Raw genomic sequence first — 25,824 nt, 5'->3', positions numbered from 1 at the left:
GTTGTGGCAAAGAAAGCCTTTGCGTTACGTATTGATGAGAAAATGCTCAGCGCCCTGCAGCGCTGGGCAGATGATGAGTTTCGCAGCATCAACGGACAGATTGAATATCTGCTGCATGATGCGCTGAAAAAAGCCGGTCGTTTACCAGCTGCTGCTGATGAGAGTCGCAAAGACGACTAATGCAGCAGCCACGACACTACAGGTAACGTCAGCAAGCCCAGCAATATACCCAGGCCGATAATGCCACTGACCAGCCGGGGCGCGAGCCCGGCCATAATAGCGATAGCCCCGGCGGAGATCATAGGTGGCATCGCGGCCTGAAAAATACTGATATTCACCGCCACACCACGATAACCAAGTATTAGCCACAGCGCTGCTGCTAATAAAGGCATCATCACAAGTTTAATTGATAGTGCGCTTAACAGCGGGGCAACTTCACTTTTGCTGAATTTAACCGTTAAAGCAAAACCGACTGCGACCATCACCACCGGTACCAGCGTCGCCGCCAGATTATCAATCAGTTGTGTGATAATGGGCGGATAGTCATACCCGCGCAGCAGCAAGCCAAGTGCCAGAGCAATAAATGAAGGGAAAGTAATGATTTTGACTGCTATGCCTTTAAACGTTGGTTTGGCGGCCGTCGGGCTGTACAAAGCCGCAATAATCGTGACATAGCTTGCAAGCGCAATAAAAGAGCCGATTTGATCATACACCACAGCATAGGGCATAGCGGCGTCGCCAAATAATGCAGCCGTCATCGGAAAGCCGAGAAATGACGTGTTGCCAAGCGGCAGCACTATTAACAATGCTCCGGTTACCTCGCGTGGCCAGTTCAGCCATTTGCTTAGCAGTAGTACCGTTGCCACCACGATCAGCAGCAAAAACCAGGGCGTAACCGCCGGGATCAGCAGTTCAGCAGAGAACTGTAGCTGGGGTACGTTTTTTAAGATTAACGCCGGTAAGGCAACATACAGTACATACATATTCAGCGCTATACCGCTGTTTTGTGGCATTGATGGCAGACGGCGCAGCAAAACACCTATTATCAGATAGGCCAGGATCAGAACAAAATTATCCATCAGACTCACTTCGGTTATACTCAGCAACCAGTGCCAGCTTGGCGCTTCTGGGTAGCTGTTTCAGTTGATATTCGGCTTTTGCCGCACTGCTTTTGTCTGGCAAAGTTTGTTGAAATACCAGTGTTAAAGGGCCTTTGCCACGTAGCGCTTTAGCGCCGCCTGTTATTTCGCCGCTATGCTGGCGTAAGCGCCGTGCCGGATCCCTACTGATACCGGTGTATAATTGCCCCGCAGCGGTTTGCACCATATACAAATACCAGTTACTCACCACACTAACTCCGCCCGGCGCTGTTCTGTTATACTGCGCGCTTTGCTATTGGCGTTATACAGATAAATACGCCTGACAGCACGGGCCACGGTTAGGTAAATCAGGAATTTTAATGTCATTTCAATCTCTCGCACTGGCTTCGCCCATCTTACGCGTTCTGACAGAGCAGGGTTATGCATCGCCTACGCCGGTGCAGCTGCAAAGTATACCGGTCATTTTAGCGGGTAAAGACGTTCTGGCTGGTGCTCAGACCGGTACAGGTAAAACAGCCGCCTTTACTTTACCGCTGCTGCAGCAAATGCTCAATGCACCAAAGGTCGTAGCTGCAAACCAGGTACGGGTGCTGGTTTTAACGCCCACCCGAGAGCTGGCGCAGCAAGTGTATGATAATGTGCGCAAGTATAGCCAGTACCTGAATATGCGTTCTGCCGTGTTTTACGGTGGTGTGTCGATAAGGCCACAGTATGATGAAGCCGAGCTGGGGCTGGACATACTGGTCGCGACACCAGGTCGCCTGATTGACCACCTGCATCAGAAAACGGTCGACTTATCAGCGCTGGACGTGCTGGTGCTGGATGAGGCTGACCGTATGCTGGATATGGGCTTTATTGTCGATATCAAACGCATTATGGCTAAATTGCCAGAGAAACGACAAACACTATTATTTTCAGCAACCTATTCAAATGAAATAAAACAACTGGCCGATGAGCTGCTCAATAGCCCGCAGCTGATTGAAGTTGCAGCCACCAATGCCGCTGCAGAGCGGGTAGAACAACTGGCTTATCTGGTAGACCGTCATCGTAAACGTGAGCTGCTATCGCACGTTATTGGCAAAAATAACTGGCCGCAGGTGCTGGTGTTTGTTCGTACTAAGCATGGGGCTGACCGTCTGGCGAAACAATTGGCAAAAGACGGTTTAAAATGCGCTGCTATTCACGGTGATAAAAGCCAGGGTGCACGCACTAAAGCATTGGATGATTTTAAAAGCGGCAGCGTAAGGGTTTTGGTCGCAACCGATATCGCCGCACGCGGGCTTGATATTAACGAATTACCCTATGTGGTGAATTATGACTTGCCGCAGGTTCCGGAAGATTACGTACATCGTATTGGCCGCACAGGCCGGGCAGGCAACAGTGGGGTGGCATTAACACTTATCACGCCGGAAGAAATTAAGGCGCTGCAGGATATTGAACGGTTAATTCAGCAGGTGATCACAGCGACAGTGCTGCCCGGTTATGAACATGACCCTGATTATGTTACGCCCGAGCAAGCTCAGGCCCGCCACGGTGAAAAGGCCAAAAAACCAATGAAGAAGGGCACGCTCAAAGCTAAGCTCAGAGCAAAAGCGTTGGGTAAAGCCTAACTACAGAGTCAGCCTCAGGGCTGGCAATCTAAAGCAGACAATCCGGTCTGCTTTTTTTATCGCTTAAAATCTCTTAATAGACCAAATGTCATAATTAGTCTACACTAATACTATTAGTGTGAGTGACAGAGGTTGTTATGCAGCTCGTTCAGTCTGATAAGCAAAGCCAACGACAGATAGCGGCGACCGGTTTAAAAACGGTATTTGCCATTCTGGATAAATGGCGCTGCTCTGCTGAGCAGATACAACGTATTTTGCAGATATCCAAAGCCGCGTATTATAAGTACCGTAATGACCCTGGCAGCGCCAGCCTGACACAGGACCAGTTAGAGCGTATAAGCTATCTGCTGAATATTCATAGCAGCTTGCGGTTGCTGTTTGATAACCCGCAAAACCTGTACGGTTTTATGGCAATGTCTAACCACAATCCCTATTTTAATGGCCAGAGCCCGCTCGATGTTATCAGCAGCGGTCAGTTTTCTGCGCTGTATGAAACCTATAAGCATATTGATGCGTTACGCGGTGGTCTGTGGTGATAAAGGCTGTGCCAACTGCTCCAACGCTGGCTGATGTGAAAATACAACAGCAAAAGTGCTTCCGGCTGATTAATTCGAAATATCCGCCGCAGTCAGTGTTTGACGATGTGGCTGATGCTGATGAGTTTGACGCTCTGTTTGCGTTGCAAGCGCTAACCAACCCCAGATTAAAAGCAATGGCTGGCAACCTGAGCCTGTTGCCAGGCAGTGACATTCCGTTTGGTATTGCAGGTTGCTCTTATGCCGTTGCGCCTTTTACCCATGTCAGCCCCTCTGGCAGCCGCTTTTCGGACGGACGTTTTGGTGTGCTGTATCTGGCCGATACCGTTAAAACTGCTATTAGCGAGGTGGCCTACCACCAGAACAAGTACTGGTCTAAGGTACCTGAGCTGGCGTACGAGCGTTTTATATTTCGTGCTTTAAGCTGTGAGTTTTGCAATGTTGCGCTGGCAGATTTGACGGTTTTGCCAAGCACCGATGCCATCTATGCGAAAGACGATTATGCAGCGGCTCAAGCTTTGGGGTTAAAGCTACGCGGCACTGGCAGTGCCGGTGTGCAATATCATTCAGTGCGTAGCAGCGGTGCAGTATGTTGGGGCTTGTTCAGCCCGCGCTATGTGACCAAAATGGTACAAAGCGCTCATTATGAGATGATTTGGCAAAATGGCTGTATCAGTGCAATAAATAAGATTATCAGTTGCAGTGAATAAGCCGCTAAGCTAGTTGCGATACAGGGTTTTGATCAGGTGAAAACCAAACTGGGTTTTCACCGGCCCCTGAACTTCCAATACCGGGCCTTTGAACACGGCATCATCAAAGGCTTTTACCATTTGGCCTTTACGGAACTCGCCTAAATCTCCGCCTTTTTTGCCCGACGGGCACAGCGAATGCTGCTTGGCTAACTTGCCAAAATCAGCGCCTTTAGCTAATTGCTGTTTCAGTTTTTCCGCTTCTTCGCGGGTTTTTACCAGTATATGTAAGGCGCAGGCTTTGGACATCGTTTTACTCTTCACATTTAGAGTTAAAAGACCGCTACGGTTACAACATCCATTTTGGCTTGCCACAGCAACTCTTTCGCTGCTTACGTGCTCTCTCAAACACTCTGTGGCAACAAAAATGGAGTTCTAACCTACGCAAGGTTAGACCGTGCCATCGGTAAAACAAGGTAACAACTAAACAGGGCGTCTGCGGCATGGAGGCCGCAGAGACAAATTCGTCTGGAACGAATTTGAACTGAGCAGCAGCCCGGTAGGGCAAGCTCCATGGAAGGAGCTTGTAACCCTCCATGGACGGATCCACGGCGTCCCTGTGTGTTGTTACCTTGTGGAACTATGCACTTGTTACTTTGTTCCGCAGGGCTGCTGTTGGGTAATACAGTGAATATTACCGCCACCTAACAGAATTTCCCGCCCCGGCACAGTAACCACTTTATGCTGTGGATACAGGCTTTGCAGAATTTCTGCCGCCACTTTATCATTCGGGTCATCAAAAGTCGGTAGTATTAAGCCGCCGTTACACAGATAAAAGTTAATGTATGAGCCAGCCAGCCGGGCATTAGCCTCGCGTGGAATAGCGCTCATCGTTGCATCTACCGTGGCGTATTCTTCTGCTTTAGCCATAATCGGCGCAGGCACCGGCAGCTTATGTACCTTAAGCTTACGGCCCTTGGCATCGGTAGCGGCTTCTAAGTAATCCAGCGCCGCTTTGCTGCGGGCATACTGCGGATCAGATTCGTCATCCGTCCAGGCCAGTACCACTTCGCCCGGCTTAACAAAGCAGGCCATATTGTCGATATGGCCATCGGTTTCATCATTAAAAATACCGTCTTCTAACCACAGTACTTTATCGATGCCCAGATAATCGCGCATCTGCTGTTCAATCTGCTCACAGCTTAAATGCGGGTTACGGTTTTTGTTCAGCAAACACTCGGCTGTGGTTAGCAGCGTGCCTTCACCATCAACATGAATAGCGCCACCTTCAAGTACAAAACCTTCAGTGCGGTAACGTGGCAACTGCTCAATGCCGAGAATTTTACTGGCAACCTGGTCGTCTTTGTCCCACGGGAAATACAAACCACCGTTTAAACCGCCCCAGGCGTTAAACGTCCAGTCGATACCGCGTACTTCACCGGCTGCGTTGGTCACGAAGGTTGGGCCGGTATCACGGCACCAGGCGTCGTTATTGGAAATCTCCACCACGCGGATAGGGAATTTTGTGCCCGCATCGGTCAGCTGCGCCAAGGCGTTAGCATATTGCGCTGCCGAGGCACCTACGGTAACCGGTTCAAAACCGGCGATGGCTTTAATCACAGTAACAAACGCCTGCTGCGCCGGTTTAGCACCTAAGCGCCAGCTATCAGTGCGCTCAGGCCATACCATCCAGGTTTGTTTATGTGTTGCCCACTCAGCGGGCATGCTAAAACCATCGGCGCGTGGAGTAGAGCTTAAATTACGAAACGCCACTTAATTACCGCCTTGTGTTTTAGGTTGCTTGGTTTCACCGTCTTTGGTCAGCACGGCACCGTATAAATCAATGCGGCGGTCGCGGAACATGCCCCAGGCGCGACGGGTAGCAGCAACGGCATCTAAATCAAAAGTGTGTACCAGTACAGCTTCTTCGGTTTCACCGGCTTCCTGGACTTTGGCGCCTGTCGCATCCGCAATAAAAGAGCTGCCGTAGAACGTAATATGGTAGTCGCCTTCGGTTTCAGTACCAATACGGTTTGACGCGATAAGCGGTGTCAAGTTTGCTGCCGCATGACCCTGCTGCGTGCGCTGCCAGTGATCGCGCGAACTGATCGTTGGGTCGTGTGGTTCGCTGCCGATAGCGGTTGGGTAGAACAGCAGCTCTGCACCCATCAGTGCCATGCTGCGTGCACACTCCGGAAACCACTGATCCCAGCAGATACCCACGCCGATACGGGCGTATTTGGTATCGAACACTTTAAAACCTGTGTCGCCAGGCGTGAAATAGTACTTTTCACTGTAGCCGGGGCCGTCTGGAATATGGCTTTTACGGTAGGTACCCAGATTTTCGCCGTCAGCATCAATAATCACTACGCTGTTATACAGGCAGTGGCCCGCACGCTCATATATGCTGATTGGCAGTACCACATTCAGCTCTTTGGCTATTTTAGTAAAATGCGCCACAGCTTTGTTTTCTGCCACTGTAGTGGCAAATTCCAGATACTCTGGTTTTTGCTTCTGACAGAAGTAGTTACGCTCAAACAGCTCCTGCAGCAGAATGATCTGTGCGCCTTTTGCTGCGGCGTCACGTACTAAACGTTCACCACGGGCAATGTTTTCATCGACATTCCAGCCGCCAATCATTTGGGTAGCAGCAACAGTTACATTACGCATCAGTCATCTCCGGCACAGGGTAAAACCAACAGGCTAGCATCAGATATAACGCTTGCCAAACAGGGCGCGAAAAATGCCGTATTTTTATGCTGTCGTCAACGCTTTTAAGTAAAAAAACAGCAGCACAAACACTAAGTTTGTCTGCTGCTGTGAACAGGTGAGAGACAACCTGAAAATTGCAGAGTTTATTGCAGCGCTAACTCAGCCGCTTTTAGCAATAACTCACTGTGTAAACGGGTTTTGTAGTTGATGTGCACATAATTAAACAGCGCCTCACCTTGGGTATTAACGATATACACCGCAGGTACTGGTAACACAACTTTTTCAGTGCCCGCTTCGGTGGTGATTAGGCTGCCCAGTTTGCCTTTGTAGGCTGCTGCGGTTTTGTCATCCAGATAATAGGCCAGGCCAAAGGCACTGCTGGCGCTGAAATGACTATCTGACAACAAGGTATAGTTCAGCTTTTGGCCACCAGTGTCTTTCAGACTTTTATTGATAGATGCCACACTGTCCGGCGTTATGGCAATTAACTGATAACCGAGTTTTTCAAGTACAGGCTCAATCTCCCGAAGTGATGCAAGCTGTGCATTGCAATAGGGACACCAGCCGCCGCGGTAAAACACCAGCACACTGGGTTTTTGCTGCACCAGTTGCTGTAGTGCAACGGTTTTACCATCAGCCGCAGTTAAGCTGACCTGCGGTATGTTCAGGCCGTTTAACAGCGGAGTGACCTGCTCTGGCGCATTGGCAATAGCAGGTGCCGCCATAAGTTTGATGCTGAACAATATTGCCGAGGCAGCAATAGGATAACGTTTCATGGAGTATGTCCTTGTTGTCAGATGAACAGATAACACAGACAGGGCAAACCCGATTTTGCTTTCAACAAAAATGTAAACTTTTAACTGTGGCGCCAGTGGTTTTCTTTTTTGACTGACCCTAGCGTACAATACGATTAACTCTTCACAAGACAAAATGTTATGACTACGACAGTGCAGCAGTTTGATATTAGTATCGTTGGCGGTGGCATGGTGGGGGCGGCTATTGCCGTGGCACTTAGTCAGGCCGGTTTGCGGGTGGCTTTAATAGAAAAACAGTCCCCGGTAGCCTTTGATGCCGCCAGTGCACCGGATTTACGCGTATCATCAATCAACCTGGCCAGTGAAGCCTGGCTGACGTCACTTGCAGCCTGGCAAGCGCTTGAGAAAATGCGTGTATGTCCGTATCAGCGTTTGCAGGCATTTGAGCAACCCGACAGTGTTGTTACGTTTAGTGCTACTGACATCAAGCGTAGCCATCTTGGCCATATAGTGGAGAACAACCTGTTGCAGCTGGCGCTGTGGCAGCAGTTCAATGCCAATGTCACCACATTTTGCCCTGCGACGGTTACTGCGCTAATGCAAACTGCAGCACAGGCAGAAATAACACTGGATACCGGTGAAGCACTGAGCGCTAAGCTGGTGATTGCTGCAGACGGCGCCAACTCAAAGCTGCGTCAGTTAGCAGGTATCGGCACTAATGGCTGGCAATATCGTCAGGCGTGCCTGGTTGCACTGGTAAATACGCCTTACCCACAACAGAATGTCACCTGGCAACAGTTTACGCCAAGCGGGCCTAAAGCCTTTTTGCCGTTAAATGGCCAGCAGGGCTCAGTAGTGTGGTACGAAGACGCTGTTAAAGTAAAACAGTTGGCTAAACTTAGCCCGGCACAGTTAACACAGGATTTGCTTAAGGCTTTTCCCGCACAATTAGGTGCGGTAGACGTTGTGGCCAGTAGCTGGTTTCCGCTGGCGCGGATGGACGCTAACCGTTATTACGCCGGCCGTGTCGTGCTGGCTGGTGATGCCGCTCATACTATTAACCCGTTAGCCGGACAGGGCGTTAATCTGGGGTTTGCCGACGCCAAACTGCTGACAGAGCTGATCATTGATGCGCAGCGCCATAATAGTGATATCGGTAGCGAGCAGCTGCTGCAGCGCTATCAGCGCAAACGTAAGCCGGCAAACCTGCTGATGATGAGTGCTATGGACGGGTTCTATCAGGTGTTTGGCAATGATATCGCGCCGCTGCGTACGTTACGGCAATTGACACTCAATGTTGCAGCACGCAGCACGCAGCTTAAAACGCTGGTCGCGCGTTATGCAGTGGGGTCGGAATAAGTCGGTATTATTAGCTTAGCGATACGGTTGCAACGCCTGCCGTGCTCGCCATAGCAACTCGTCCTTATGCCTGCGGCAGGACTCAGACACTCTATGGCTGCGCTCTGCAGGGTTCCAACCTTCTCTCAGTAGCAGATTAGAACTCTTTTGGCGCAGCCGCAGAGTGTCTGAGCAAATGCGGTAGCATTTGAGAGTTGCTGCGGTGAGCACAGAAGATGTTGTAATCGGCAAAAGTTAACTAAATTAGAAATGCTTTTGAATTGATGAAGCACTGAAAAGCAAAAACCCAGCCTTAGCTGGGTTTTACTGTTTAATGGCAGGGGCGGCTGGATTCGAACCAACGCATGGCGGGATCAAAACCCGCTGCCTTACCGCTTGGCTACGCCCCTGCAAAACGGGCGTGTCATGTCGTTTTCAAAACCACACAACCTATAAATTAATGGCAGGGGCGGCTGGATTCGAACCAACGCATGGCGGGATCAAAACCCGCTGCCTTACCGCTTGGCTACGCCCCTGCAAAAACTTGTGTGCATCCACTTTAAAAGTGGTGCGGAGAGAGAGACTCGAACTCTCACACCTCGCGGCGCTGGAACCTAAATCCAGTGCGTCTACCAATTCCGCCATCCCCGCATGCACAGGTAAAGTTAAAGTGGTGGCTACAGCGGGAATCGAACCTGCGACCCCAGCATTATGAGTGCTGTGCTCTAACCAGCTGAGCTATGTAGCCACGCTAACTTGACCTAAGCAAGTGGCGCGTATTATCCAGAACTGCCCCTATAGCGTCAACCGTTTTTTACCAGCTTAATCATAACTTATGTTTGTTTGCTGTTTTTTTACTCATGCTGCTATGAATTTAAACAAAACTAATTGCTTAATCACCTGATTATCCTTCAGACAAGCTTTGCAGCTTGTACTGCCCTAGCAAATTTAGTTTCTGGTATAGTGATCTAAATGAGCTTGCTTCACGTTAAACAGCGCTGGGTTGCAATCTGAATATTTGCAGTAATTTATATCAGGAGAGCCTATGTTGGGCTGGTTTGGAAGTAGTTTAAAAGCAGAAAATGCTCGCCTTAAAGAAGAAATTACGCTGCTTAAGCAGGCTAACGAGCGTTTCAGTGGGCAATTGATGTATCTGATACTGGATACCAACGGCATTATCAAAGCAGCTGACAGCAACTTCAGCAAAGAAACACAGTTGGAACAGAGCCAATTACTTGGCCGCAATATGGCAGATTTGGTTCCAGTGTTGCTGCGCAATACCGAACACTACAAAAAAATGTGTAATGCTTTGAACAGTAATAAGTTTTGGGTCGGTGCCTGGCAGATAGAAAATAACTTGTCTCAGCAGTTGTGGCTGAGGGCTGTAGTGTCACCTGTGCTGGATCAACACAATAAGCTGGACCATTTTGAAGTGTTTGCCAATAACCTGACCCGAACCATCGATGCGTCGCAGCAGTATGAAAGCATGATTAAAGCGATTCAACGCTCTACCGCGATGATCGAGTTTGATGTTGATGGCCATGTGCTTTTTGCCAATGATTTGTTTTTAGGGGCTATGGGCTATCGCCTGGAAGATATAAAAGGCAAGCACCACCGCATGTTCTGCCCGCCTGACGTTGCGGGTAGTAAAGAATATCAGCAGTTCTGGCAAAAACTTGGTCAGGGCCAGTTTATTGCCCAGCGTTTTAACAGGCTGGACCGGGCAGGCAGAGATGTATGGCTGGAGGCGTCTTACAATCCAATAGCAGATGCGACAGGTAAGTACTACAAAGTGGTGAAGTTTGCCACTGTGATAACTGAGCAGGTAGAACAGGAGCAGAAAGTCTCTGCTGCGGCTCAGGTGGCTTTTGATACGTCCAAAGCTACAGATAGCAGTGCCAGGCGTGGTATTGACGTTATGAACGATATGACGGCAAGGATGGGGCAGCTCGAGCAGCAAATGATAACGGCAGTAGAGAATATCAATGATCTGGCTAAACAATCGCAGGTTATCGGTAACATAGTGCAAAGCATCAGTAGTATTGCCGATCAAACCAATCTATTGGCATTAAATGCAGCAATAGAAGCGGCTCGTGCCGGTGAGCAGGGCAGGGGCTTTGCTGTAGTCGCTGATGAAGTTCGCCAGCTGGCATCGCGAACCAGTGCTGCTACTGTAGAAATTGTTGAGGTGGTTGGCCGCAACCAGCAACTCTCCGGCAGCGCGGTAGATATTATCGAATCAAGCCAGACGCGTGCGAAAGATGTCACGGAGCTGGTAAACCAGGCCAGATTAACGATTGACGATATTCAGGAAGCAGCACAGAAAGTGGTTGCTGCGGTGTCACAATTTGCCAATCAGATTGCGAAGTAAGGCTGTCGTAACAACAAGTGACGTAACAATGAGCGGGGGAACCTCTCTGCGTTAAGCAGAGAGGTAACAACTTTTAAACGTTAAAACGGAAATGCATCACATCGCCATCTTTTACGATGTAGTCTTTGCCTTCTAAACGCCATTTACCGGCTTCTTTAGCACCAGCTTCACCGTTGTACTGTACGAAATCGTCATAACCGACTACTTCAGCGCGGATAAAGCCTTTTTCAAAGTCGGTGTGAATAACACCAGCCGCCTGAGGCGCAGTCGCACCAATAGCAACAGTCCAGGCGCGGACTTCTTTTACACCAGCAGTAAAATAGGTGTGCAGGTTTAACAGTGAATAACCGCCGCGGATAACACGGTTAAGACCGGGCTCTTCCAGACCCATATCTGCCATAAACTCAGCCTTTTCATCGTCGTCCAGCTCAGCAATTTCAGATTCGATAGCCGCACATACCGGTACTACAATGGCGCCTTCTTTGTCTGCGATGCCTTTAACGATATCTAAGTACGGGTTATTTTCGAAACCGTCTTCTGTCACGTTGGCGATATACATGGTTGGCTTGATGGTTAAGAAGTTCATGTAGGCAATTAATGCCTTTTCGTCTTTATCCAGTTCCAGCTGGCGCAATGTTAAGCCTTGCTCTAAGTGGGCTTTTACTTTTTCCAGCACTGTCATTTCGGCTTTAGCGTCTTTGTCGCCGCCTTTAGCTTTTTTGCTAACGCGCAAAATCGCCCGTTCTGTGCTGTCCATATCAGACAGTACCAATTCCATATTGATAGTGTCGATATCATCAGCCGGGTCAATTTTACCGGCAACGTGAATAATATTTTCATCGTCAAAGCAGCGTACTACGTGGCCAATGGCATCCGTTTCGCGGATGTTAGCCAGGAATTTGTTACCTAAACCTTCGCCTTTTGACGCGCCTTTTACCAGGCCGGCAATATCAACAAATTCCATTGTGGTTGGCAGCACGCGCTGCGGGTTCACGATAGCGGCCAGTTTGTCTAAACGCAGATCGGGTACCGGTACTACGCCGGTATTAGGCTCGATAGTACAGAACGGAAAGTTAGCCGCTTCAATGCCTGCTTTAGTTAAGGCGTTGAACAACGTGGATTTGCCTACGTTTGGTAAGCCGACGATGCCACATTTGAAACCCATAATTTGTATCCTTTGCGTGCTGTAAGTAACGGCGGCTAGGTTTAGCCGGCTTTAAAACTGTGTAAGCGGTTCTGTGCTTTAATCAGGCCATCTTTGGCCAAAATGTCAAAGCATGATACTGCTTCATCTATCGTTTGCTCGATAAGTTTTTGCTCACTGGCCGGGGCTTTACCCAAAACATAGCCGGTAACTTTATCTTTGTGGCCCGGATGGCCAATACCTAAGCGCAAACGGTAAAAGTTCTGGTTGTTACCAAAACGGGAAATAATATCGCGCAGGCCATTGTGCCCGGCGTGACCGCCACCTAATTTAAATTTGGCAATGCCAGGGTCAAGTGCCATCTCATCGTGCGCCACCAGAATGTTTTCCGGTGCCAGCTTATAAAATTGCGTCATCGCCAAGACGGCTTTACCGCTTAGGTTCATAAAGGTGGAGGGAATAAGAAGTTTGAACTCTTGCCCGGCAGCAACGAACTTGCCGGTATGACCGAAGAATTTCGGTTCGCTTTTTAAACTGACGTTAAAGCTTCGTGCCAGTTGTTCAACAAACCAGACGCCAGCATTATGCCGGGTCTGGCTGTATTCCGGGCCTGGATTACCCAGGCCCACAATCAACTGTATGGCTGATTGAGTCTTATCAGACATTACTCAGCGGCAGTTTCTTCTGCGTCAGCTGCTTTACCAGCTGGTTTGTTCACAGAAACAACGGCTAAGTCCTGACCTTTCGCTAATTGAACGAAAGTTACACCTTTTGGTGCTTTGATGTCAGATAAGTGCAGGTGAGCACCCACTTCAACATCGCTCATGTCAACTTCGATAAACTCTGGTAAGTCTTTCGGCAGACAAGAGATTTCTACTTCGTTAGCAGCGTGAACAACTACGCCACCTTTCTTAACGGCTGCTTCTTCGTTAACGAAGTGAACAGGCACTACAGTGTGCAGTTCATGGCCAGCTTCAACGCGTTGGAAGTCAACGTGCATAATGCGTGGCTTGAACGGGTGACGCTGCATCGCTTTAACGATAGCTTTAACGTCTTCTTTGCCCACTTTGATAGTCAGAATGTGCGAGTAAAACGCTTCGAAGCTTTGTGCTTTTAACAGCTTAGAGTGCTCTAAGGTGATAGAAACAGGGGCTTTGCTACCACCGTAAATGATGGCTGGAACTTTGTCTTCGTGACGCAGGCGGCGGCTCGCACCTTTCCCCGAGTCAGTACGGACTTCTGCATTTAATGTAAAGATTGCATCAGACATGATGTACTCCAAAAATTTAAGTATCCCAAGACTTGCGACCAGTCTCAGGCTGGATGCCCCGTTTCAGGGGCGCGACATATTACCACCAGTGCCTGAATGCTGCAAATACAACCTTAGCCAAAATAAAAAAGGCGCCAATCGGCGCCTTCTCGCAAAAGCTTTGCTTAGTCAAACATTGAAGAGATAGATTCTTCGTTGCTGATACGGCGGATACATTCTGCCAGCATTTCGCTTAATGTCAGCTGACGTACTTTGCTTACCGCTTTCATCTCTGCTGTCAGCGGGATAGTGTCAGTCACAATTAATTCGTCAATTACTGAGTTGGCGATGTTTTGCGCCGCAGTGCCTGAAAACACCGGGTGTGTAGCATAGGCAAATACACGTTTTGCCCCTTGCTCTTTTAACGCTTCAGCGGCTTTACATAAAGTACCGCCGGTATCGATCATGTCGTCAACGATAATACAATCGCGATCTTTTACATCACCAATAATATGCATAACCTGAGCGACGTTAGCTTTTGGCCGGCGTTTATCGATAATGGCTAAATCAGCGTCGTTTAATAGTTTGGCAATGGCACGTGCACGCACTACACCGCCGATATCCGGCGATACGACTACAGGCGAGGTGAAGGCCTTTTTGCGCATATCGTCAAGTAGCACAGGGCTGGCAAATACGTTATCTACCGGTACATCGAAGAAACCCTGAATTTGCTCAGCATGCAGATCTACTGTTAAAACACGGTCTACACCAACGCTGGATAAGAAATCAGCTACCACTTTAGCGGTGATAGGCACCCGGGCTGAACGCACGCGACGGTCCTGACGGGCATAACCGAAGTATGGCATTACTGCTGTGATACGACCGGCAGACGCGCGGCGCAGTGCATCTACCATCACAATCAGTTCCATCAGGTTATCGTTGGTTGGTGCGCAGGTAGACTGAATAATAAAGACATCAGAACCACGCACGTTTTCATTAATCTGAACGCTGACTTCCCCATCACTGAAACGGCCGACTTCGGCATCTCCAAGTTTGATATACAGGCGGCTGGCGATTTTACTTGCGAGTTCTGGTATGGCGTTACCAGCGAAAACCTTCATGTCAGGCACGGTAGGATCCTCAGGGCAGTGTTGAGTCCGGTTTATCAATTCACAGCGGCAATAGCACCGCTGCAGTTACTTATTCGGTATCTGCCAACGCAGCCCACACAGGCGACTGGTTGACCCCCTTTGCAATAAAACCACGACAGGATGGTGGTAATTGCGCCAGGGCATGCTGAGCACTGGTCTGGTCCGGGAATGCGGCGAACACACTGGCGCCAGTACCCGTCATTTGACACGGCGCGTATTCTACCAACCACTGTAAGGTTATTGCAACAATAGGGTAGAGCCTCTCGACCAGTGGCTGGCAATCATTTTGCCAGTGTGCTGTTAACACCTGCTCTGCGTTGATGCATGGTGTGTCTCTAATTAAATCAGGGTGTTGGAATATTTCAGCGGTGCTGATATGACAATCTGGTGTAACGACAAGGTAAACATGCCCGGGTAAATCTACCGGCTGTAATTTTTCGCCGACGCCTTCGGCAAAAGCGCTAAAACCACGCACAAATAACGGTACATCGGCGCCCAGTTTCAGCCCTAGCGCTGCCAATTCATCATTGCTAAGACCCAGCTGCCATAATTTGTTCAGGCCAAGTAGTGTCGTGGCGGCATCTGAGGAGCCTCCACCTAAACCGCCGCCCATTGGTAGCTGTTTATCCAGATAGATATCGCAGCCTTTTGGACAATTGCTGTATTGCTGCAACATACGCGCCGCGCGTAGCACCAGATTCTGCTCGTTTACCAGGGCAGTATCATTGCAGGCAAGCACCAGGTTGCTGTCTTCACGTAAAGTGAAGGTTAGTTCATCGCCGCTATCAAGCAGTTGAAACAGTGTCTGCAGGTTATGGTAACCATCCGCCCGGCGGCCGGTAATATGTAAAAACAGGTTCAGTTTCGCCACGGCAGGCAAAGTAATCGTTGTCATTGCCAGCTCCTTACTACCACTTTAATCTGGCTATCGCTGCTGCTAAGGACGATACGTTTAGGCAAGGCCAGGCTGTCGTTGAAAAAACTCTGGTATTCAAGCTGCCAGATAATGCCGGTGCTGTCTGTCAGGTTAAACGACACTATGCGGCCATAGTCATCACGCTGGACATCGCGGCCATTACTACCGGGCAAGCCGCGTAGCCATAGCGGCATATCCTGTAATGGCATCGACCAGCCGGATAATTGCAATAGCAGGGTGCTGGTATCTGAAGCGCGGTAACTCTCACCTTTGATCTGGATCTCGCTGCCGCTGTTGTCCTGTGTCAGCTCAAACAGACTGATACCAAGAAAGTTGCTCAGCCTGGCATGATATTCAGCGTTGTTTTGCTGTTGCCAGCGCAGGTTGCCGCTTATTGATTCAGCCGGGCTTTTTACACCGACACTGGCCTGCAGACTGAACTGCTGCATTGCGGTTAATTTTTGCTCACGTTCTGACATCGTAAGCGGTGGCTCGGCCGGATGCTGGTGTTGCAGCACACTACAGCCACTTAACCACAGAAGAAAAATACTGACGAACAACGGGCGTAAAATAGGCTGGGCCACACTAAAGTCCTTCGCTTAGCTTTCTTAGCTTTTATTAAGTTGGGGCTTTTTGTACAATTCGCCCCCTGATAATTCTGAACATACAGGTGATGGCCATTTTCGCTCTTGGCATTAATCATAAAACGGCGCCCGTGGCCTTGCGCGAACAAGTCGCTTTTGCGCCTGAGCAGTTGCCGGAAGCCTTACGTGAGCTGACGACCTTAACCAGTATTTCAGATGCGGTGATTTTATCTACCTGTAACCGCACCGAATTGTATTTTAACGGCACAGCTACCCAAGCGGAACAGGTAATTGCCTGGCTGGCGCAATTTCATGCGCTGGATGGTACTGAACTGCAGCCACACCTGTATTTACACCAGGACAATGCCGCAGCAGAGCATTTAATGCAAGTGGCTTCCGGACTGGACTCACTGGTACTGGGCGAGCCGCAAATTTTAGGTCAGGTAAAGCAGGCATATAATCAGGCGCGCAGTGCCGGCACCGTTAATCCGCAGTTTGAACGTCTGTTTCAGAAAACCTTTGCTGTTGCAAAGCAGGTGCGCACCGAAACTGATATTGGTGCTAATGCTGTGTCCGTAGCCTTCGCGGCAGTCAGTCTGGCAAAGCAGATTTTCGGTAATCTGAGTAAAGTAAAGGTGCTGTTGATAGGCGCGGGCGAAACCATTGAACTGGTAGCAAAACACCTGCAGGAGCACGGCTCCGGCAGCCTGGTTGTCGCTAACCGCACTTATGAGCGTGCTGTACAACTGGCCCAGCAGTTTAATGCTGCCGCGATAACACTGGCTCAGGTACCAAGCCAGTTGGCCGAGGCCGATGTGGTGATAAGCTCTACCGCCAGCACCTTGCCCATAGTGGGTAAAGGTATGGTGGAGCAGGCACTAAAACAGCGTAAGCATAAACCGATGTTTCTGGTTGATTTGGCCGTACCGCGCGATATTGAGCAGCAGGTGACTGAGCTTGAAGATGCTTATCTGTATACCGTTGACGACTTGCAGTCGATTGTAGAGCAAAATCTGAATAACCGGCAGCAGGCAGCAGAGCAGGCACGGCAGATGATAAGTTTGGGTGCGGCTGAATTTGCACAGTGGCTGACACTGCAGGGCAGTGTTGACTGGGTGCGCGATTACCGTCAGCGTTGTGAGCTGGTGCGCACCGACTTACTGGCAAAAGCGGTAAACCAGTTAAACGCCGGGCAAGACGCCGAAAAAGTGCTGTCAGAGCTGTCAACCAAACTGACTAACAGGCTGATGCATAGCCCGACAAAAGCCATCCGCCAGTTAGGTCAGGATGATGAACTGAATAAACAAACTTTGATCAACACTTTGTTAGATCTGTAATCAGGCACATAAAACACCATGAAAGAATCGGTATACCGCAAGCTGGAAGGGCTGGCAGAGCGCTATGAAGAAGTGCAGGCGCTGCTGAGCGACGCATCTGTGATTAGCGATCAGACTAAATTCCGCGAGTTGTCTAAGGAATACAGTCAACTGGAAGATATCAGTAAAGCTTTTGCTGATTACCAGCAGGCACAGCAAGATTTAGCCTCTGCTGAAGAAATGCAAAAAGACAGTGATCCTGATATGCGCGAAATGGCGCAGGAAGAATATAAAGCAGCAAAAGAGCGTATCGAACAGCTGGATCAGCAGCTGCAAATATTGTTGCTGCCTAAAGATCCTAACGACAATAACAGCTGTTTCCTCGAAATCCGTGCCGGTGCCGGTGGTGACGAAGCTGCTATTTTTGCCGGCGATGTATTCAGGATGTATAGCCGCTTTGCCGAAAAGCAGCGCTGGAAGCTGGAAGTGATCAGTGCCAGTGATGGTGAACATGGTGGCTATAAGGAAATTATTGCCAGTGTGCAGGGCGAAGGCGCTTACGGTACGCTGAAGTTCGAATCGGGTGGTCACCGCGTACAGCGCGTGCCAGCGACTGAGTCGCAGGGGCGGGTGCATACGTCGGCCTGTACTGTCGCAATCATGCCGGAAATTCCGGAAAGTGAAGCGATTGAAATTAACCCGGCCGATTTAAAAGTAGATACGTACCGCGCCTCCGGTGCCGGTGGTCAGCACGTTAACCGTACCGATTCTGCTATCCGTATCACCCACTTACCAACCGGTATAGTAGTGGAATGTCAGGACGAGCGCTCGCAGCATAAAAACCGCGCCCGCGCCATGAGCGTGTTAGCCTCACGTATTCAGGCCGCTGAAGATGAAAAACGCCGCTTGGCAGAAGAGTCGACCCGGCGCTCGTTAGTGGGCAGTGGCGATCGCTCTGAGCGGATCCGCACCTATAACTTCCCGCAAGGCCGTTTAACTGACCATCGCATCAACCTGACAATTTACCGTTTAAACGAAGTGATGGAGGGTGATTTGGATCAGGTGTTGGAGCCATTAAAGCAAGAGCATCAGGCCGACTTACTGGCAGCGCTGGCTGACGAGAACCGCTAAGTGCTGACGTTAGCAGCCTGGCTTAAACAGGCACAGCAGCAGTTTGCTGTGCTTAGCCAAACGCCGGACATCGACGCACGTTTATGCCTGAGCCATGTGCTGCAAGTCAGTAACAGTTATCTGTACAGTTATCCGGAGCGGCAGTTGACTGCTAACGAACTGGCACAACTGAACGATATTGTCAGAAAACGCCAGCAGGGCCAGCCGCTGGCGTATCTGTTTGGTTACTGGCACTTTTTTGATCTACGGTTAGCTGTGTCGCCATCAACCCTGATCCCGCGCCCCGATACCGAAATTCTGGTTGAGCAGGCGCTTAGTCTGGCATTACCGCGGCAGGCAAAGGTACTGGACTTAGGCACCGGCACCGGCGCGATTGCACTGGCGCTGGCGCATAACAGGCCAGACTGGCAGCTAACGGCCGTCGACTATATCGCAGAGGCCGTCGCACTGGCTGAACATAACCGCAGTGCGCTTAAACTTGATAATTGCCGGGTACTTCAAAGTAATTGGTTTAGCGCGCTTGGCGCGCAGCGGTTTGACTTAATTGTCAGTAACCCCCCCTATATTGACCCTATCGACCCGCATCTGGCGGCATTAACCTTTGAACCGCTAAGCGCGCTTACTGCGGCAGATCAAGGCCTGGCTGATATCAAACACATTGTCTCTATTGCAGGCCGTTATCTGAACCCGAACGGCTGGCTATGGTTGGAGCATGGTTATGATCAGGCTGATGCAGTAAGGGTGTTGCTGCAGCAGGCTGGTTTTGACCAGGTTTGCTCGAAGCGTGATTACGGCGACAACTGGCGTATCAGTGGTGGCCACTGGCGCGGCTGAGCGCTGTTTTTAGCAGTTTCCTTTGACCGCGTTCGTGATCCGGCATATAACTTAGTCACTGAGATTTATTCAGAATAAGCGCTAAGGAAAAGCGGATGAATGATGAATTTTTGTTTGCTGAAGAACCCGAACACGTTGAACCCGCTGTGCATGGCAGCTGGAAAGTGCTGATTGTTGATGATGAGCCTGAAGTGCATGCTGTGACCAAACTGGCGCTGAGTGATTTTACATTTCAGGGCAAAAATCTGACGTTTTTCAGTGCTTATTCCGGCAGCGAAGCGAAAAAGCTGATTGAACAGCATCCTGATGCTGCTGTTATGCTGCTGGATGTGGTGATGGAAACCGACGACGCCGGTTTGCTGGTGGCCAGTTATATCCGCGAGCAGCTGCACAACGAGCACGTACGTATTATTTTGCGTACCGGCCAGCCGGGGCAGGCACCGGAGCGGCAGGTCATCATTAATTACGATATCAATGACTACAAATCCAAAACCGAACTGACAGCACAGAAACTGTTCACGGTGATCATGTCCAGCCTGCGCTCCTACCGCGACATTCTGTCGCTGGAACAAAGCCGCATGGGGCTGGAAAAAATTATTAACGCTTCAGCGGACTTATTTTCATCGCACTCGATGGAGCAGTTTATTGATGGTGTATTGCAGCAACTCACATCAATACTGGGCTGTGGCGAAGATGCGTTAATCGTCAGCTCATCGCTGGTGGCCGGTAATATCAGCGGTGAAGTGGCCGATCCGCACAAATTGGTGGTATTTGCCGGTCAGGGCGAGTTTGAAAGTAAAGAAGGCAAGCCAGTGCAGGAAGTATTAGCACCTGAGCTGCTGGATGCTTTTGAGACAGCGCTGAAATCGCGCGGTATAGTGTATCGTGATAATTATCTGGTGGCGTATTGCACCAGTAAGTTTACCCACGGCTCGCTGCTGTATATCTCAGGTTTACCCGGTGTTATCAGCGAGAGCCAGAAAAAGCTTATCGAGCTGTTCTCGCAAAATGTGCAGATAGCCTATGAAAATGTGCAACTGCAGCATGAAATAGAAGATACCCAGCGTGAGATTGTTTACCGCTTAAGTGAAGCTGTAGAGCACCGTTCGATTGAAACCGGTAATCACGTAAAACGCGTGGCGTTTATCTGTTACGATCTGGCCAAAGCCTATGGCTTGTCTGAGGAAGAAGCCGAAAGGCTGATGTTTGCAGCGCCTTTACATGATGTAGGCAAGGTAGGTATTCCGGATGGCATTTTAAATAAGCCTTCCAAATTGCACGGCCAGGAATGGGAAGTGATGAAAACTCATGCCAGTATAGGGTATGAGATCCTTAAAGACTCTAAGCGGCCGATTATTCAGGCTGGCGCTGTGATTGCGCAGGACCATCATGAAAAATGGGACGGCACCGGGTATCCAGCCGGCAAAAAAGGCGAAGACATTCATATATATGGCCGTATAGCCGCACTGGCTGATGTGTATGATGCTTTAAGGCACCGGCGCTGCTATAAATCCGCCTGGCCACTTGAGCAGGTGATGACACTGATAGTGGCAGAATCGGGTAAACAGTTTGACCCCAAACTGGTAGAAATATTTAAAAGCCGGGTCGACAAACTGGAGGCAATACTGCAAAAATACCCGGACAGCGATGAGTAACTGCAGCCAGCTTATGCTGGCTGTTTTTTTGATATGAAAGGATCAGTGTTTATGTATATGGCTTATAAGCATTTTCACCTGTTAATGGTGGCGTTAAGTGTGAGTTTTTTCCTGCTGCGCTATGCAATGAGTTTGAAACCTGCTGCGTTGCTGCAGCGCAAGTTTTTTAAAGTTGCGCCCCATGTGATTGATACCTTGTTGTTAATCAGCGCAGTGATGCTGATGCTGACGTTACAACAGTACCCGTTTGTGCACACCTGGCTGACAGAAAAGCTGATTGCTGTATTGGCCTACATTGCACTGGGCGTGATGGCATTTAAAGGCCGTACCGCTGCTATCCGCTGGATTTGCTTTTTAGGCGCTCTGGGCTGGCTTGGGCTGGCTGCAAGGGTAGCGATTACCAAACAAGCGGTATTTTTATCCGCTCTATGAGATTTTGCAGGCGATTTGCCTGCTATTTAACTGAGATACATTATGACTGCGCAAATTATTCAGGTTGGCACCACGCAGGTGGCTAACCATCTGCCCTTTGTTCTGTTTGGTGGCATGAATGTGCTGGAATCGCGTGATTTAGCTATGCGTATTGCCGAGCACTATAAAGAAGTGACTACCAGGCTGGGTATTCCTTATGTGTTCAAAGCATCATTTGACAAAGCTAACCGCTCGTCAGTGCATTCTTACCGTGGGCCGGGCATGGACGAGGGCCTGAAGATTTTTCAGGAGATTAAACAGACCTTCGACGTACCGCTTATTACGGATGTGCATGAACCTTTTCAGGCTGCACCGGTTGCTGAAGTGGTTGATGTGATCCAGTTGCCGGCGTTTTTGGCGCGTCAGACTGATTTGGTCGTAGCCATGGCGAAAACCGGCGCGGTGATCAACGTGAAAAAGCCACAATTTCTGGCACCGCATGAAATGCGCCATATTATTACCAAGTTTAAAGAGGCCGGTAACGACAAGGTTATCTTGTGTGAGCGTGGTAGCTGCTTTGGTTACAACAACCTGGTTGTTGATATGTTGGGCATGGATGAAATGAAGCAATATGGACCGGTGATCTTCGATGCCACCCACGCGCTACAGAAACCAGGCGGCCGGGAAAGCTCTGCCGATGGTCGTCGGGCGCAGGCGGCGCAGTTGGCCCGCTCGGGCATGGCGCTGGGGTTGGGCGGATTATTTATTGAAGCACACCCGGATCCGAATCAGGCAAAATGTGACGGCCCCTGTGCGTTGCCGCTGGCCAAACTGGAAGATTATTTGCTGCAAATGAAGGCAGTAGACGATTTAGTCAAAAGCTTTGCGCCGCTTGATACCGCCGCGAACTGATTATAAAGGCGGGACAGCATATACTAGCTGTCCCCTTTACCCCGTTAGTTAGCTGCTGATGCAGCTACATCCTGAATGGTCACCTTACCTTTAATGCGATCTTCGTAAGGCTGAAGCATAGCGGCAACTTTTACCGCCTGATTGGCGCGGGCAAAATCCATTAGTTGCTGGCCATTGCAAACAACTTTCTCTATCGCGGCCTGTTTACTGATACGGTACGATTTCAGGGTTTTATTCAACCCCAGGCGATCGTCATCAGCTGTTTCGCTGCAAACCTGTACCAGCGCGTTGTAGATATAACTTCCTTTCTGATAATCGCCGGCTGTTGCCGGTACTGCCAAACTGGCGCCTGCCAGAGATACTGCGAATAAAATTGCGGTTTTCATTGTGCTGTCCTCTGCTGTGGGAAACATGGCGTTTGCCATAACGATATTCTGGCAGGGAGCAGGGGCTGTGGCCGCTGCGTTGGGGTAAGAGGTGGCGCCGATGGTACTAAGTGATAAGGCGGCGCCGGGTAGGGATAACCGGTGAATTCAGCTTTGTGGCAGTGCGCTCAGCTGCTGCGCCCAGTTCATTTTGTAGCGTCTTGACGCACTGACCAATTTGCCGTTAGTCAGAATAAACTGGTAGTCATTGTTGTGTGGCTGAACTTTGTGCACATGATGCAGGTTAAGCAAGGTCGAACGGTGTACCTGAACAAACTGCTCCGGCAGACGCTGCAGCAATTCTTTCATCGTTTCACGGATCACCACTGTCTCGTTTAGCGTGTGAATACACATGTAATTGCCGGCAGCCTCAATCAGTAAGATCTCAACATCATCCAGCAGCAGCGTTGACGCGCCGGTTTTAAAGGTTAATTTGTGGCTGGGTGTTGCTGCAACAGGTTGTTTGTCCAGTGCTGTTCTGGCATCAAGCAGTGTTTGCGCCAGACGCTGGCGCGATACCGGCTTGAGCAGATAATCAAAAGCGAAGTGCTCAAAGGCTGAGAACGCAAACTGCTCATAAGCTGTTACCAGAATAAACAGTGGTGGCGTCATCGCCGAGGCTTTGCCAGCCTGTTTTAAAATTTCAATACCCTTGATACCGGGCATCTGAATATCGAGAAACACCAGATCTATGTCTGTTGCTGTTTGCAAAAATGCCAGGGTGTCGTCGCCATTGTCAAAACAAGCGACAATGTCAAGGTTGGGGTATACTGCCAGCTTCGCTTTTAAGTTGCTGATTGCTAAAGGTTCGTCGTCGGCGATAATTACATTAAGCGCTGCCATCCAGGGCCTCCGTCGGTAAACTAATCTGGCTGTAGAAGCCATTTTCACTCTGGCTTAGCAGCAAGTGCGCTTTGTCACCAAACAATAGCTGCAAGCGCTCGGCCAGATTAAGTAAGTTTGTGGGGCGCTGCGTATCAGGCCAGCCGCCTTCAGCGGTGGCGCCCTCTTGCGCCAATGTGATCTGTAGCTTGTTGTCCTGCACGCGAACATCAATATGCAGCAGCACGGCACCACTTAGCTCTGCAACACTGTATTGAATAGCATTTTCTGCCAGCGGCTGCAGCAACAGCGGTGGGAAATTCAGTGCCGGCACTTTGGCCGGTAACTGCCAGTTTAACTGCAGTCGCTGGCCAAAGCGGATTTGCTGAATGGCCATATAAGCCGATAACGCATCCAGCTCATGCTGCAGCGGGATAAAGTTGTCATGCTGATTCTTCAGTGAATGGCGCAGGTAAGTTGATAAGTACTCAATCAGTTGCTCCGCCGCCAGCCCACTTCGCTGCACGATAAGCGCATTCAGCGCATTTAACGTATTAAACATAAAGTGCGGGTTAAGCTGATAGCGCAGCACTTTAAGCCGGGCTTGCCGTGCCTGCCTGGCCAGTTCCTGCTGTTTTAAAAAGCCGCTGTAATATAGCTGGTTGCTTTTTATCAGCATAAATACCGCCAGCCAGCCGGCAAGGGGTAATAGCACCAGCGAAAACGCCTGCAGATACTTAAGCGGTGAACTGACATCTGTCATTGTCTCTGACGCATAAGCCATAATCAGGCTTTGACGCAGCACTACCATCAGTAGCCACAGCGGCAATAATACCGCCAGTAACCGGCGAAGCTGCTGCCGGAATGGGCGGGGCTGTTGCAATTCGTACTGGCCGAGCAAACCGGTAACAGTAAAATGTATTAGTGTTATCAGGCTGTATATACACAGATAAGGCCAGGCTGCTTCATTTTGCAGTGGCACCAGTACGGCGAGGTGAATAAACTTCACCAACAGGTAGCTGAGCCAGAACATGGTGTGCCAGTACCAGAAATGACCGACTCTGGAAGCTGAAAGATTTATTACTGCCATCAGGCACTCTGCCAGGGTAAGCTGATATCTACGGTAAAGCCTTGCGGTGTAGCCCCGATATCCAGCCGGGCGTCGGCACCAAAGTGTTGCAGCAAGCGGTTACGGATATTTTCCAGGCCAACACCTGAACTTTGCGCCGGTGCGGCCAGCTCAGAACCCGGGCCGTCATCAGACACCTGCAGATGCAGGCTATTTTGCCGGCGTGTACCACCGATAGTAATAGTGGCACCTTGCTGGCGGGTGGCGACGGCATACTTGATGGCGTTTTCTACCAGAGGTTGCAGCAGCAGCGCAGGGATCCGTTGTCGCTTTAAAGACTCATCAATTTGCCAGTTGACCTTCAGTTTGTCGCCAAAGCGGGTTTTCTGCAGCTGCAGATAGGCATTGATGGCCGATAATTCGTCTGCCAGTTGTACCAGGCTATCCGGTGACTTGCTCAGCGAATAACGTAAAAAGGTGGCCAGTTGTTCCGACATGATTTCAGCATCATCGTAGCGCTCTGCTTCCAGTAGTGCGCAGACTGAATTTAACGCATTAAAGGTAAAATGCGGGTTTAACTGATGGCTTAATGCCTGCAGTTCCAGTTGCTGAATTTTCTGGCTGAGCTGGCTGGTTTCGGCCTCGCGAGCCAGCTGCTGCTGGTTAATCAGCACGGTAAGATAACAGGCTGCCCAGACAAAAAATGCCAGCACGGACGTATCCAGATTACCAATCAGCATACGCATGTCGATAATGTCTTTATCCCACAATACCATCCAGAAAGCGTTTTCTGCCGGTATATAAATCAGCGCTACCAGCGCCACACCGGCAAGCAATTGCCAGTTAGCAAAGAATTGTTGCTGGATTCTCCGGTAAGACCATACCACTACGATAGCCGTCAGCAGCATGGCCACCATCTCGCTGGCCAGCATAGTGGGTAGGTAGCGCCACTCAAATTCTTTGTTATGTATCAGGGCATTATGCCAGGAACTGAGTAGTCCCAGGCTGAAAATGGCGCACCAGTAGTACAGGTTAAAGCGCAATAACTTACTCAGGCTGATAAAGGGCATAACGCGCACCGGTGGATAACTTGA

At 49.8% G+C, this 25,824-nt stretch carries 29 protein-coding genes and 4 tRNA genes; 12 read left to right on the top strand and 21 right to left on the bottom strand.

Going from position 1 to position 25,824, the window contains the following annotated elements:
- Positions 1-3 precede the first annotated feature (3 nt).
- A complete protein-coding gene (locus tag AC5SV9_RS05030; RefSeq protein WP_475146831.1) occupies positions 4-180 on the top strand; it encodes a type II toxin-antitoxin system antitoxin in 177 nt (58 codons plus the stop codon).
- Here AC5SV9_RS05030 and AC5SV9_RS05025 read toward each other — a convergent pair.
- From AC5SV9_RS05025 to AC5SV9_RS05015, 3 genes are read right to left on the bottom strand one after another with little or no spacing between them, the layout of a single operon-like run.
- Positions 177-1,079, bottom strand: a complete 903-nt coding sequence (locus tag AC5SV9_RS05025; protein WP_475146829.1) for an AEC family transporter — start codon at positions 1,077-1,079, stop codon at positions 177-179. The genes AC5SV9_RS05030 and AC5SV9_RS05025 overlap by 4 nt on opposite strands.
- A complete protein-coding gene (locus AC5SV9_RS05020; protein ID WP_475146827.1) occupies positions 1,072-1,347 on the bottom strand; it encodes a GIY-YIG nuclease family protein in 276 nt (91 codons plus the stop codon). The genes AC5SV9_RS05025 and AC5SV9_RS05020 overlap by 8 nt, the downstream gene beginning before the upstream one ends.
- A complete protein-coding gene (locus AC5SV9_RS05015) occupies positions 1,344-1,466 on the bottom strand; it encodes a hypothetical protein (protein ID WP_475146825.1) in 123 nt (40 codons plus the stop codon). Before AC5SV9_RS05015 ends, AC5SV9_RS05020 begins: the two co-directional genes overlap by 4 nt.
- On the opposite strand from AC5SV9_RS05015, the gene AC5SV9_RS05010 reads away from it, so the two are divergent.
- From AC5SV9_RS05010 to AC5SV9_RS05000, 3 genes are all read left to right on the top strand, one after another.
- On the top strand, positions 1,460-2,710 hold the full coding sequence (locus tag AC5SV9_RS05010; RefSeq protein WP_475146824.1) for a DEAD/DEAH box helicase: 1,251 nt from the start codon (positions 1,460-1,462) through the stop codon (positions 2,708-2,710). The two genes, AC5SV9_RS05015 and AC5SV9_RS05010, sit on opposite strands and share 7 nt — an antisense overlap.
- 137 nt (positions 2,711-2,847) lie before the next feature.
- Positions 2,848-3,246 carry an MbcA/ParS/Xre antitoxin family protein gene (locus tag AC5SV9_RS05005; RefSeq protein ID WP_475146821.1) on the top strand — a complete coding sequence of 133 codons (399 nt, stop codon included), beginning with the start codon at positions 2,848-2,850 and terminating at the stop codon, positions 3,244-3,246.
- Between the two features lie 8 nt (positions 3,247-3,254).
- Complete coding sequence (locus AC5SV9_RS05000) at positions 3,255-3,956, top strand: RES family NAD+ phosphorylase (RefSeq protein ID WP_475146819.1); 702 nt, start codon at positions 3,255-3,257, stop codon at positions 3,954-3,956.
- Positions 3,957-3,965: 9 nt separating this feature from the next.
- Here the strand turns inward: AC5SV9_RS05000 and ppiC are convergent, their stop codons facing one another.
- From ppiC to AC5SV9_RS04980, 4 genes are all read right to left on the bottom strand, one after another.
- A complete protein-coding gene (gene ppiC, locus AC5SV9_RS04995) occupies positions 3,966-4,244 on the bottom strand; it encodes a peptidylprolyl isomerase PpiC (protein WP_475146817.1) in 279 nt (92 codons plus the stop codon).
- A 342-nt stretch (positions 4,245-4,586) separates the two neighbouring features.
- Positions 4,587-5,708, bottom strand: coding sequence for an agmatine deiminase (gene aguA / locus AC5SV9_RS04990; RefSeq protein ID WP_475146814.1), 1,122 nt, complete (start codon positions 5,706-5,708; stop codon positions 4,587-4,589).
- Positions 5,709-6,605: an N-carbamoylputrescine amidase gene (aguB, locus tag AC5SV9_RS04985; protein WP_134056938.1), complete on the bottom strand. Its 897-nt coding sequence runs from the start codon at positions 6,603-6,605 to the stop codon at positions 5,709-5,711. It abuts the gene before it with no gap.
- Between the two features lie 185 nt (positions 6,606-6,790).
- On the bottom strand, positions 6,791-7,423 hold the full coding sequence (locus AC5SV9_RS04980; RefSeq protein ID WP_475146812.1) for a peroxiredoxin-like family protein: 633 nt from the start codon (positions 7,421-7,423) through the stop codon (positions 6,791-6,793).
- Positions 7,424-7,582: 159 nt separating this feature from the next.
- Here AC5SV9_RS04980 and AC5SV9_RS04975 point away from each other — a divergent pair, with 159 nt between their 5' ends.
- The gene (locus AC5SV9_RS04975; protein WP_475146809.1) at positions 7,583-8,761 is read left to right on the top strand and encodes an FAD-dependent oxidoreductase; all 1,179 of its coding nucleotides are present in this window, start codon (positions 7,583-7,585) and stop codon (positions 8,759-8,761) included.
- A gap of 314 nt (positions 8,762-9,075) precedes the next feature.
- On the opposite strand, the gene AC5SV9_RS04970 is transcribed toward AC5SV9_RS04975, so the two are convergent.
- The 4 genes from AC5SV9_RS04970 to AC5SV9_RS04955 form a co-directional block, all read right to left on the bottom strand.
- Positions 9,076-9,150 (bottom strand) — tRNA-Gln (locus AC5SV9_RS04970).
- Between the two features lie 51 nt (positions 9,151-9,201).
- Positions 9,202-9,276: transfer RNA gene (locus AC5SV9_RS04965), tRNA-Gln, on the bottom strand.
- Positions 9,277-9,306: 30 nt separating this feature from the next.
- Positions 9,307-9,391: transfer RNA gene (locus AC5SV9_RS04960), tRNA-Leu, on the bottom strand.
- A 20-nt stretch (positions 9,392-9,411) separates the two neighbouring features.
- Positions 9,412-9,488, bottom strand: a tRNA-Met gene (locus AC5SV9_RS04955).
- Positions 9,489-9,785: 297 nt separating this feature from the next.
- On the opposite strand from AC5SV9_RS04955, the gene AC5SV9_RS04950 reads away from it, so the two are divergent.
- Complete coding sequence (locus AC5SV9_RS04950) at positions 9,786-11,111, top strand: methyl-accepting chemotaxis protein (protein WP_475146808.1); 1,326 nt, start codon at positions 9,786-9,788, stop codon at positions 11,109-11,111.
- Between the two features lie 73 nt (positions 11,112-11,184).
- Here AC5SV9_RS04950 and ychF read toward each other — a convergent pair whose 3' ends face one another.
- From ychF to lolB, 6 genes are all read right to left on the bottom strand, one after another.
- Positions 11,185-12,276: a redox-regulated ATPase YchF gene (ychF, locus tag AC5SV9_RS04945; protein WP_475146806.1), complete on the bottom strand. Its 1,092-nt coding sequence runs from the start codon at positions 12,274-12,276 to the stop codon at positions 11,185-11,187.
- A 41-nt stretch (positions 12,277-12,317) separates the two neighbouring features.
- Positions 12,318-12,920, bottom strand: a complete 603-nt coding sequence (gene pth / locus AC5SV9_RS04940; RefSeq protein ID WP_475146804.1) for an aminoacyl-tRNA hydrolase — start codon at positions 12,918-12,920, stop codon at positions 12,318-12,320.
- Positions 12,920-13,525 carry a 50S ribosomal protein L25/general stress protein Ctc gene (locus AC5SV9_RS04935; RefSeq protein ID WP_331924134.1) on the bottom strand — a complete coding sequence of 202 codons (606 nt, stop codon included), beginning with the start codon at positions 13,523-13,525 and terminating at the stop codon, positions 12,920-12,922. The genes pth and AC5SV9_RS04935 overlap by 1 nt, the downstream gene beginning before the upstream one ends.
- Before the next feature lie 164 nt (positions 13,526-13,689).
- Positions 13,690-14,625 carry a ribose-phosphate pyrophosphokinase gene (locus AC5SV9_RS04930; RefSeq protein ID WP_240783744.1) on the bottom strand — a complete coding sequence of 312 codons (936 nt, stop codon included), beginning with the start codon at positions 14,623-14,625 and terminating at the stop codon, positions 13,690-13,692.
- Between the two features lie 79 nt (positions 14,626-14,704).
- On the bottom strand, positions 14,705-15,550 hold the full coding sequence (gene ispE, locus AC5SV9_RS04925; protein ID WP_475146802.1) for a 4-(cytidine 5'-diphospho)-2-C-methyl-D-erythritol kinase: 846 nt from the start codon (positions 15,548-15,550) through the stop codon (positions 14,705-14,707).
- Complete coding sequence (gene lolB, locus AC5SV9_RS04920) at positions 15,547-16,155, bottom strand: lipoprotein insertase outer membrane protein LolB (protein ID WP_475146800.1); 609 nt, start codon at positions 16,153-16,155, stop codon at positions 15,547-15,549. The genes ispE and lolB overlap by 4 nt, the downstream gene beginning before the upstream one ends.
- A gap of 89 nt (positions 16,156-16,244) precedes the next feature.
- On the opposite strand from lolB, the gene hemA reads away from it, so the two are divergent.
- From hemA to kdsA, 6 genes are all read left to right on the top strand, one after another.
- Entirely contained in the window at positions 16,245-17,492 is a 1,248-nt protein-coding gene (gene hemA / locus AC5SV9_RS04915) for a glutamyl-tRNA reductase (protein ID WP_475146798.1), read from the top strand.
- Positions 17,493-17,510: 18 nt separating this feature from the next.
- Positions 17,511-18,602: a peptide chain release factor 1 gene (prfA, locus tag AC5SV9_RS04910; RefSeq protein WP_134056913.1), complete on the top strand. Its 1,092-nt coding sequence runs from the start codon at positions 17,511-17,513 to the stop codon at positions 18,600-18,602.
- Positions 18,603-19,436 carry a peptide chain release factor N(5)-glutamine methyltransferase gene (gene prmC, locus AC5SV9_RS04905; protein ID WP_475146795.1) on the top strand — a complete coding sequence of 278 codons (834 nt, stop codon included), beginning with the start codon at positions 18,603-18,605 and terminating at the stop codon, positions 19,434-19,436.
- A 95-nt stretch (positions 19,437-19,531) separates the two neighbouring features.
- Positions 19,532-21,091 carry a DUF3369 domain-containing protein gene (locus AC5SV9_RS04900; RefSeq protein ID WP_475146793.1) on the top strand — a complete coding sequence of 520 codons (1,560 nt, stop codon included), beginning with the start codon at positions 19,532-19,534 and terminating at the stop codon, positions 21,089-21,091.
- Positions 21,092-21,142: 51 nt separating this feature from the next.
- Positions 21,143-21,523, top strand: coding sequence for a SirB2 family protein (locus tag AC5SV9_RS04895; RefSeq protein ID WP_475146790.1), 381 nt, complete (start codon positions 21,143-21,145; stop codon positions 21,521-21,523).
- A gap of 42 nt (positions 21,524-21,565) precedes the next feature.
- The gene (gene kdsA, locus AC5SV9_RS04890) at positions 21,566-22,414 is read left to right on the top strand and encodes a 3-deoxy-8-phosphooctulonate synthase (RefSeq protein WP_475146789.1); all 849 of its coding nucleotides are present in this window, start codon (positions 21,566-21,568) and stop codon (positions 22,412-22,414) included.
- Between the two features lie 44 nt (positions 22,415-22,458).
- Here the strand turns inward: kdsA and AC5SV9_RS04885 are convergent, their stop codons facing one another.
- From AC5SV9_RS04885 to AC5SV9_RS04870, 4 genes are all read right to left on the bottom strand, one after another.
- Positions 22,459-22,800 (bottom strand): DUF3718 domain-containing protein, encoded by a 342-nt coding sequence (locus AC5SV9_RS04885; protein WP_475146787.1) that lies wholly within the window; start codon positions 22,798-22,800, stop codon positions 22,459-22,461.
- Between the two features lie 147 nt (positions 22,801-22,947).
- The gene (locus tag AC5SV9_RS04880; RefSeq protein WP_134056903.1) at positions 22,948-23,682 is read right to left on the bottom strand and encodes a LytR/AlgR family response regulator transcription factor; all 735 of its coding nucleotides are present in this window, start codon (positions 23,680-23,682) and stop codon (positions 22,948-22,950) included.
- Positions 23,669-24,751 carry a sensor histidine kinase gene (locus AC5SV9_RS04875; RefSeq protein ID WP_475146785.1) on the bottom strand — a complete coding sequence of 361 codons (1,083 nt, stop codon included), beginning with the start codon at positions 24,749-24,751 and terminating at the stop codon, positions 23,669-23,671. The genes AC5SV9_RS04880 and AC5SV9_RS04875 overlap by 14 nt, the downstream gene beginning before the upstream one ends.
- On the bottom strand, positions 24,751-25,800 hold the full coding sequence (locus AC5SV9_RS04870; RefSeq protein ID WP_475146783.1) for a sensor histidine kinase: 1,050 nt from the start codon (positions 25,798-25,800) through the stop codon (positions 24,751-24,753). Before AC5SV9_RS04870 ends, AC5SV9_RS04875 begins: the two co-directional genes overlap by 1 nt.
- Positions 25,801-25,824: the final 24 nt, after the last annotated feature.

The sequence above is a fragment of the Rheinheimera sp. ATLC3 genome, from assembly GCF_059429535.1.
The sequence above is the reverse complement of the archived record's forward strand: the minus strand, read 5'-3'. Positions and strand labels throughout refer to the sequence as shown.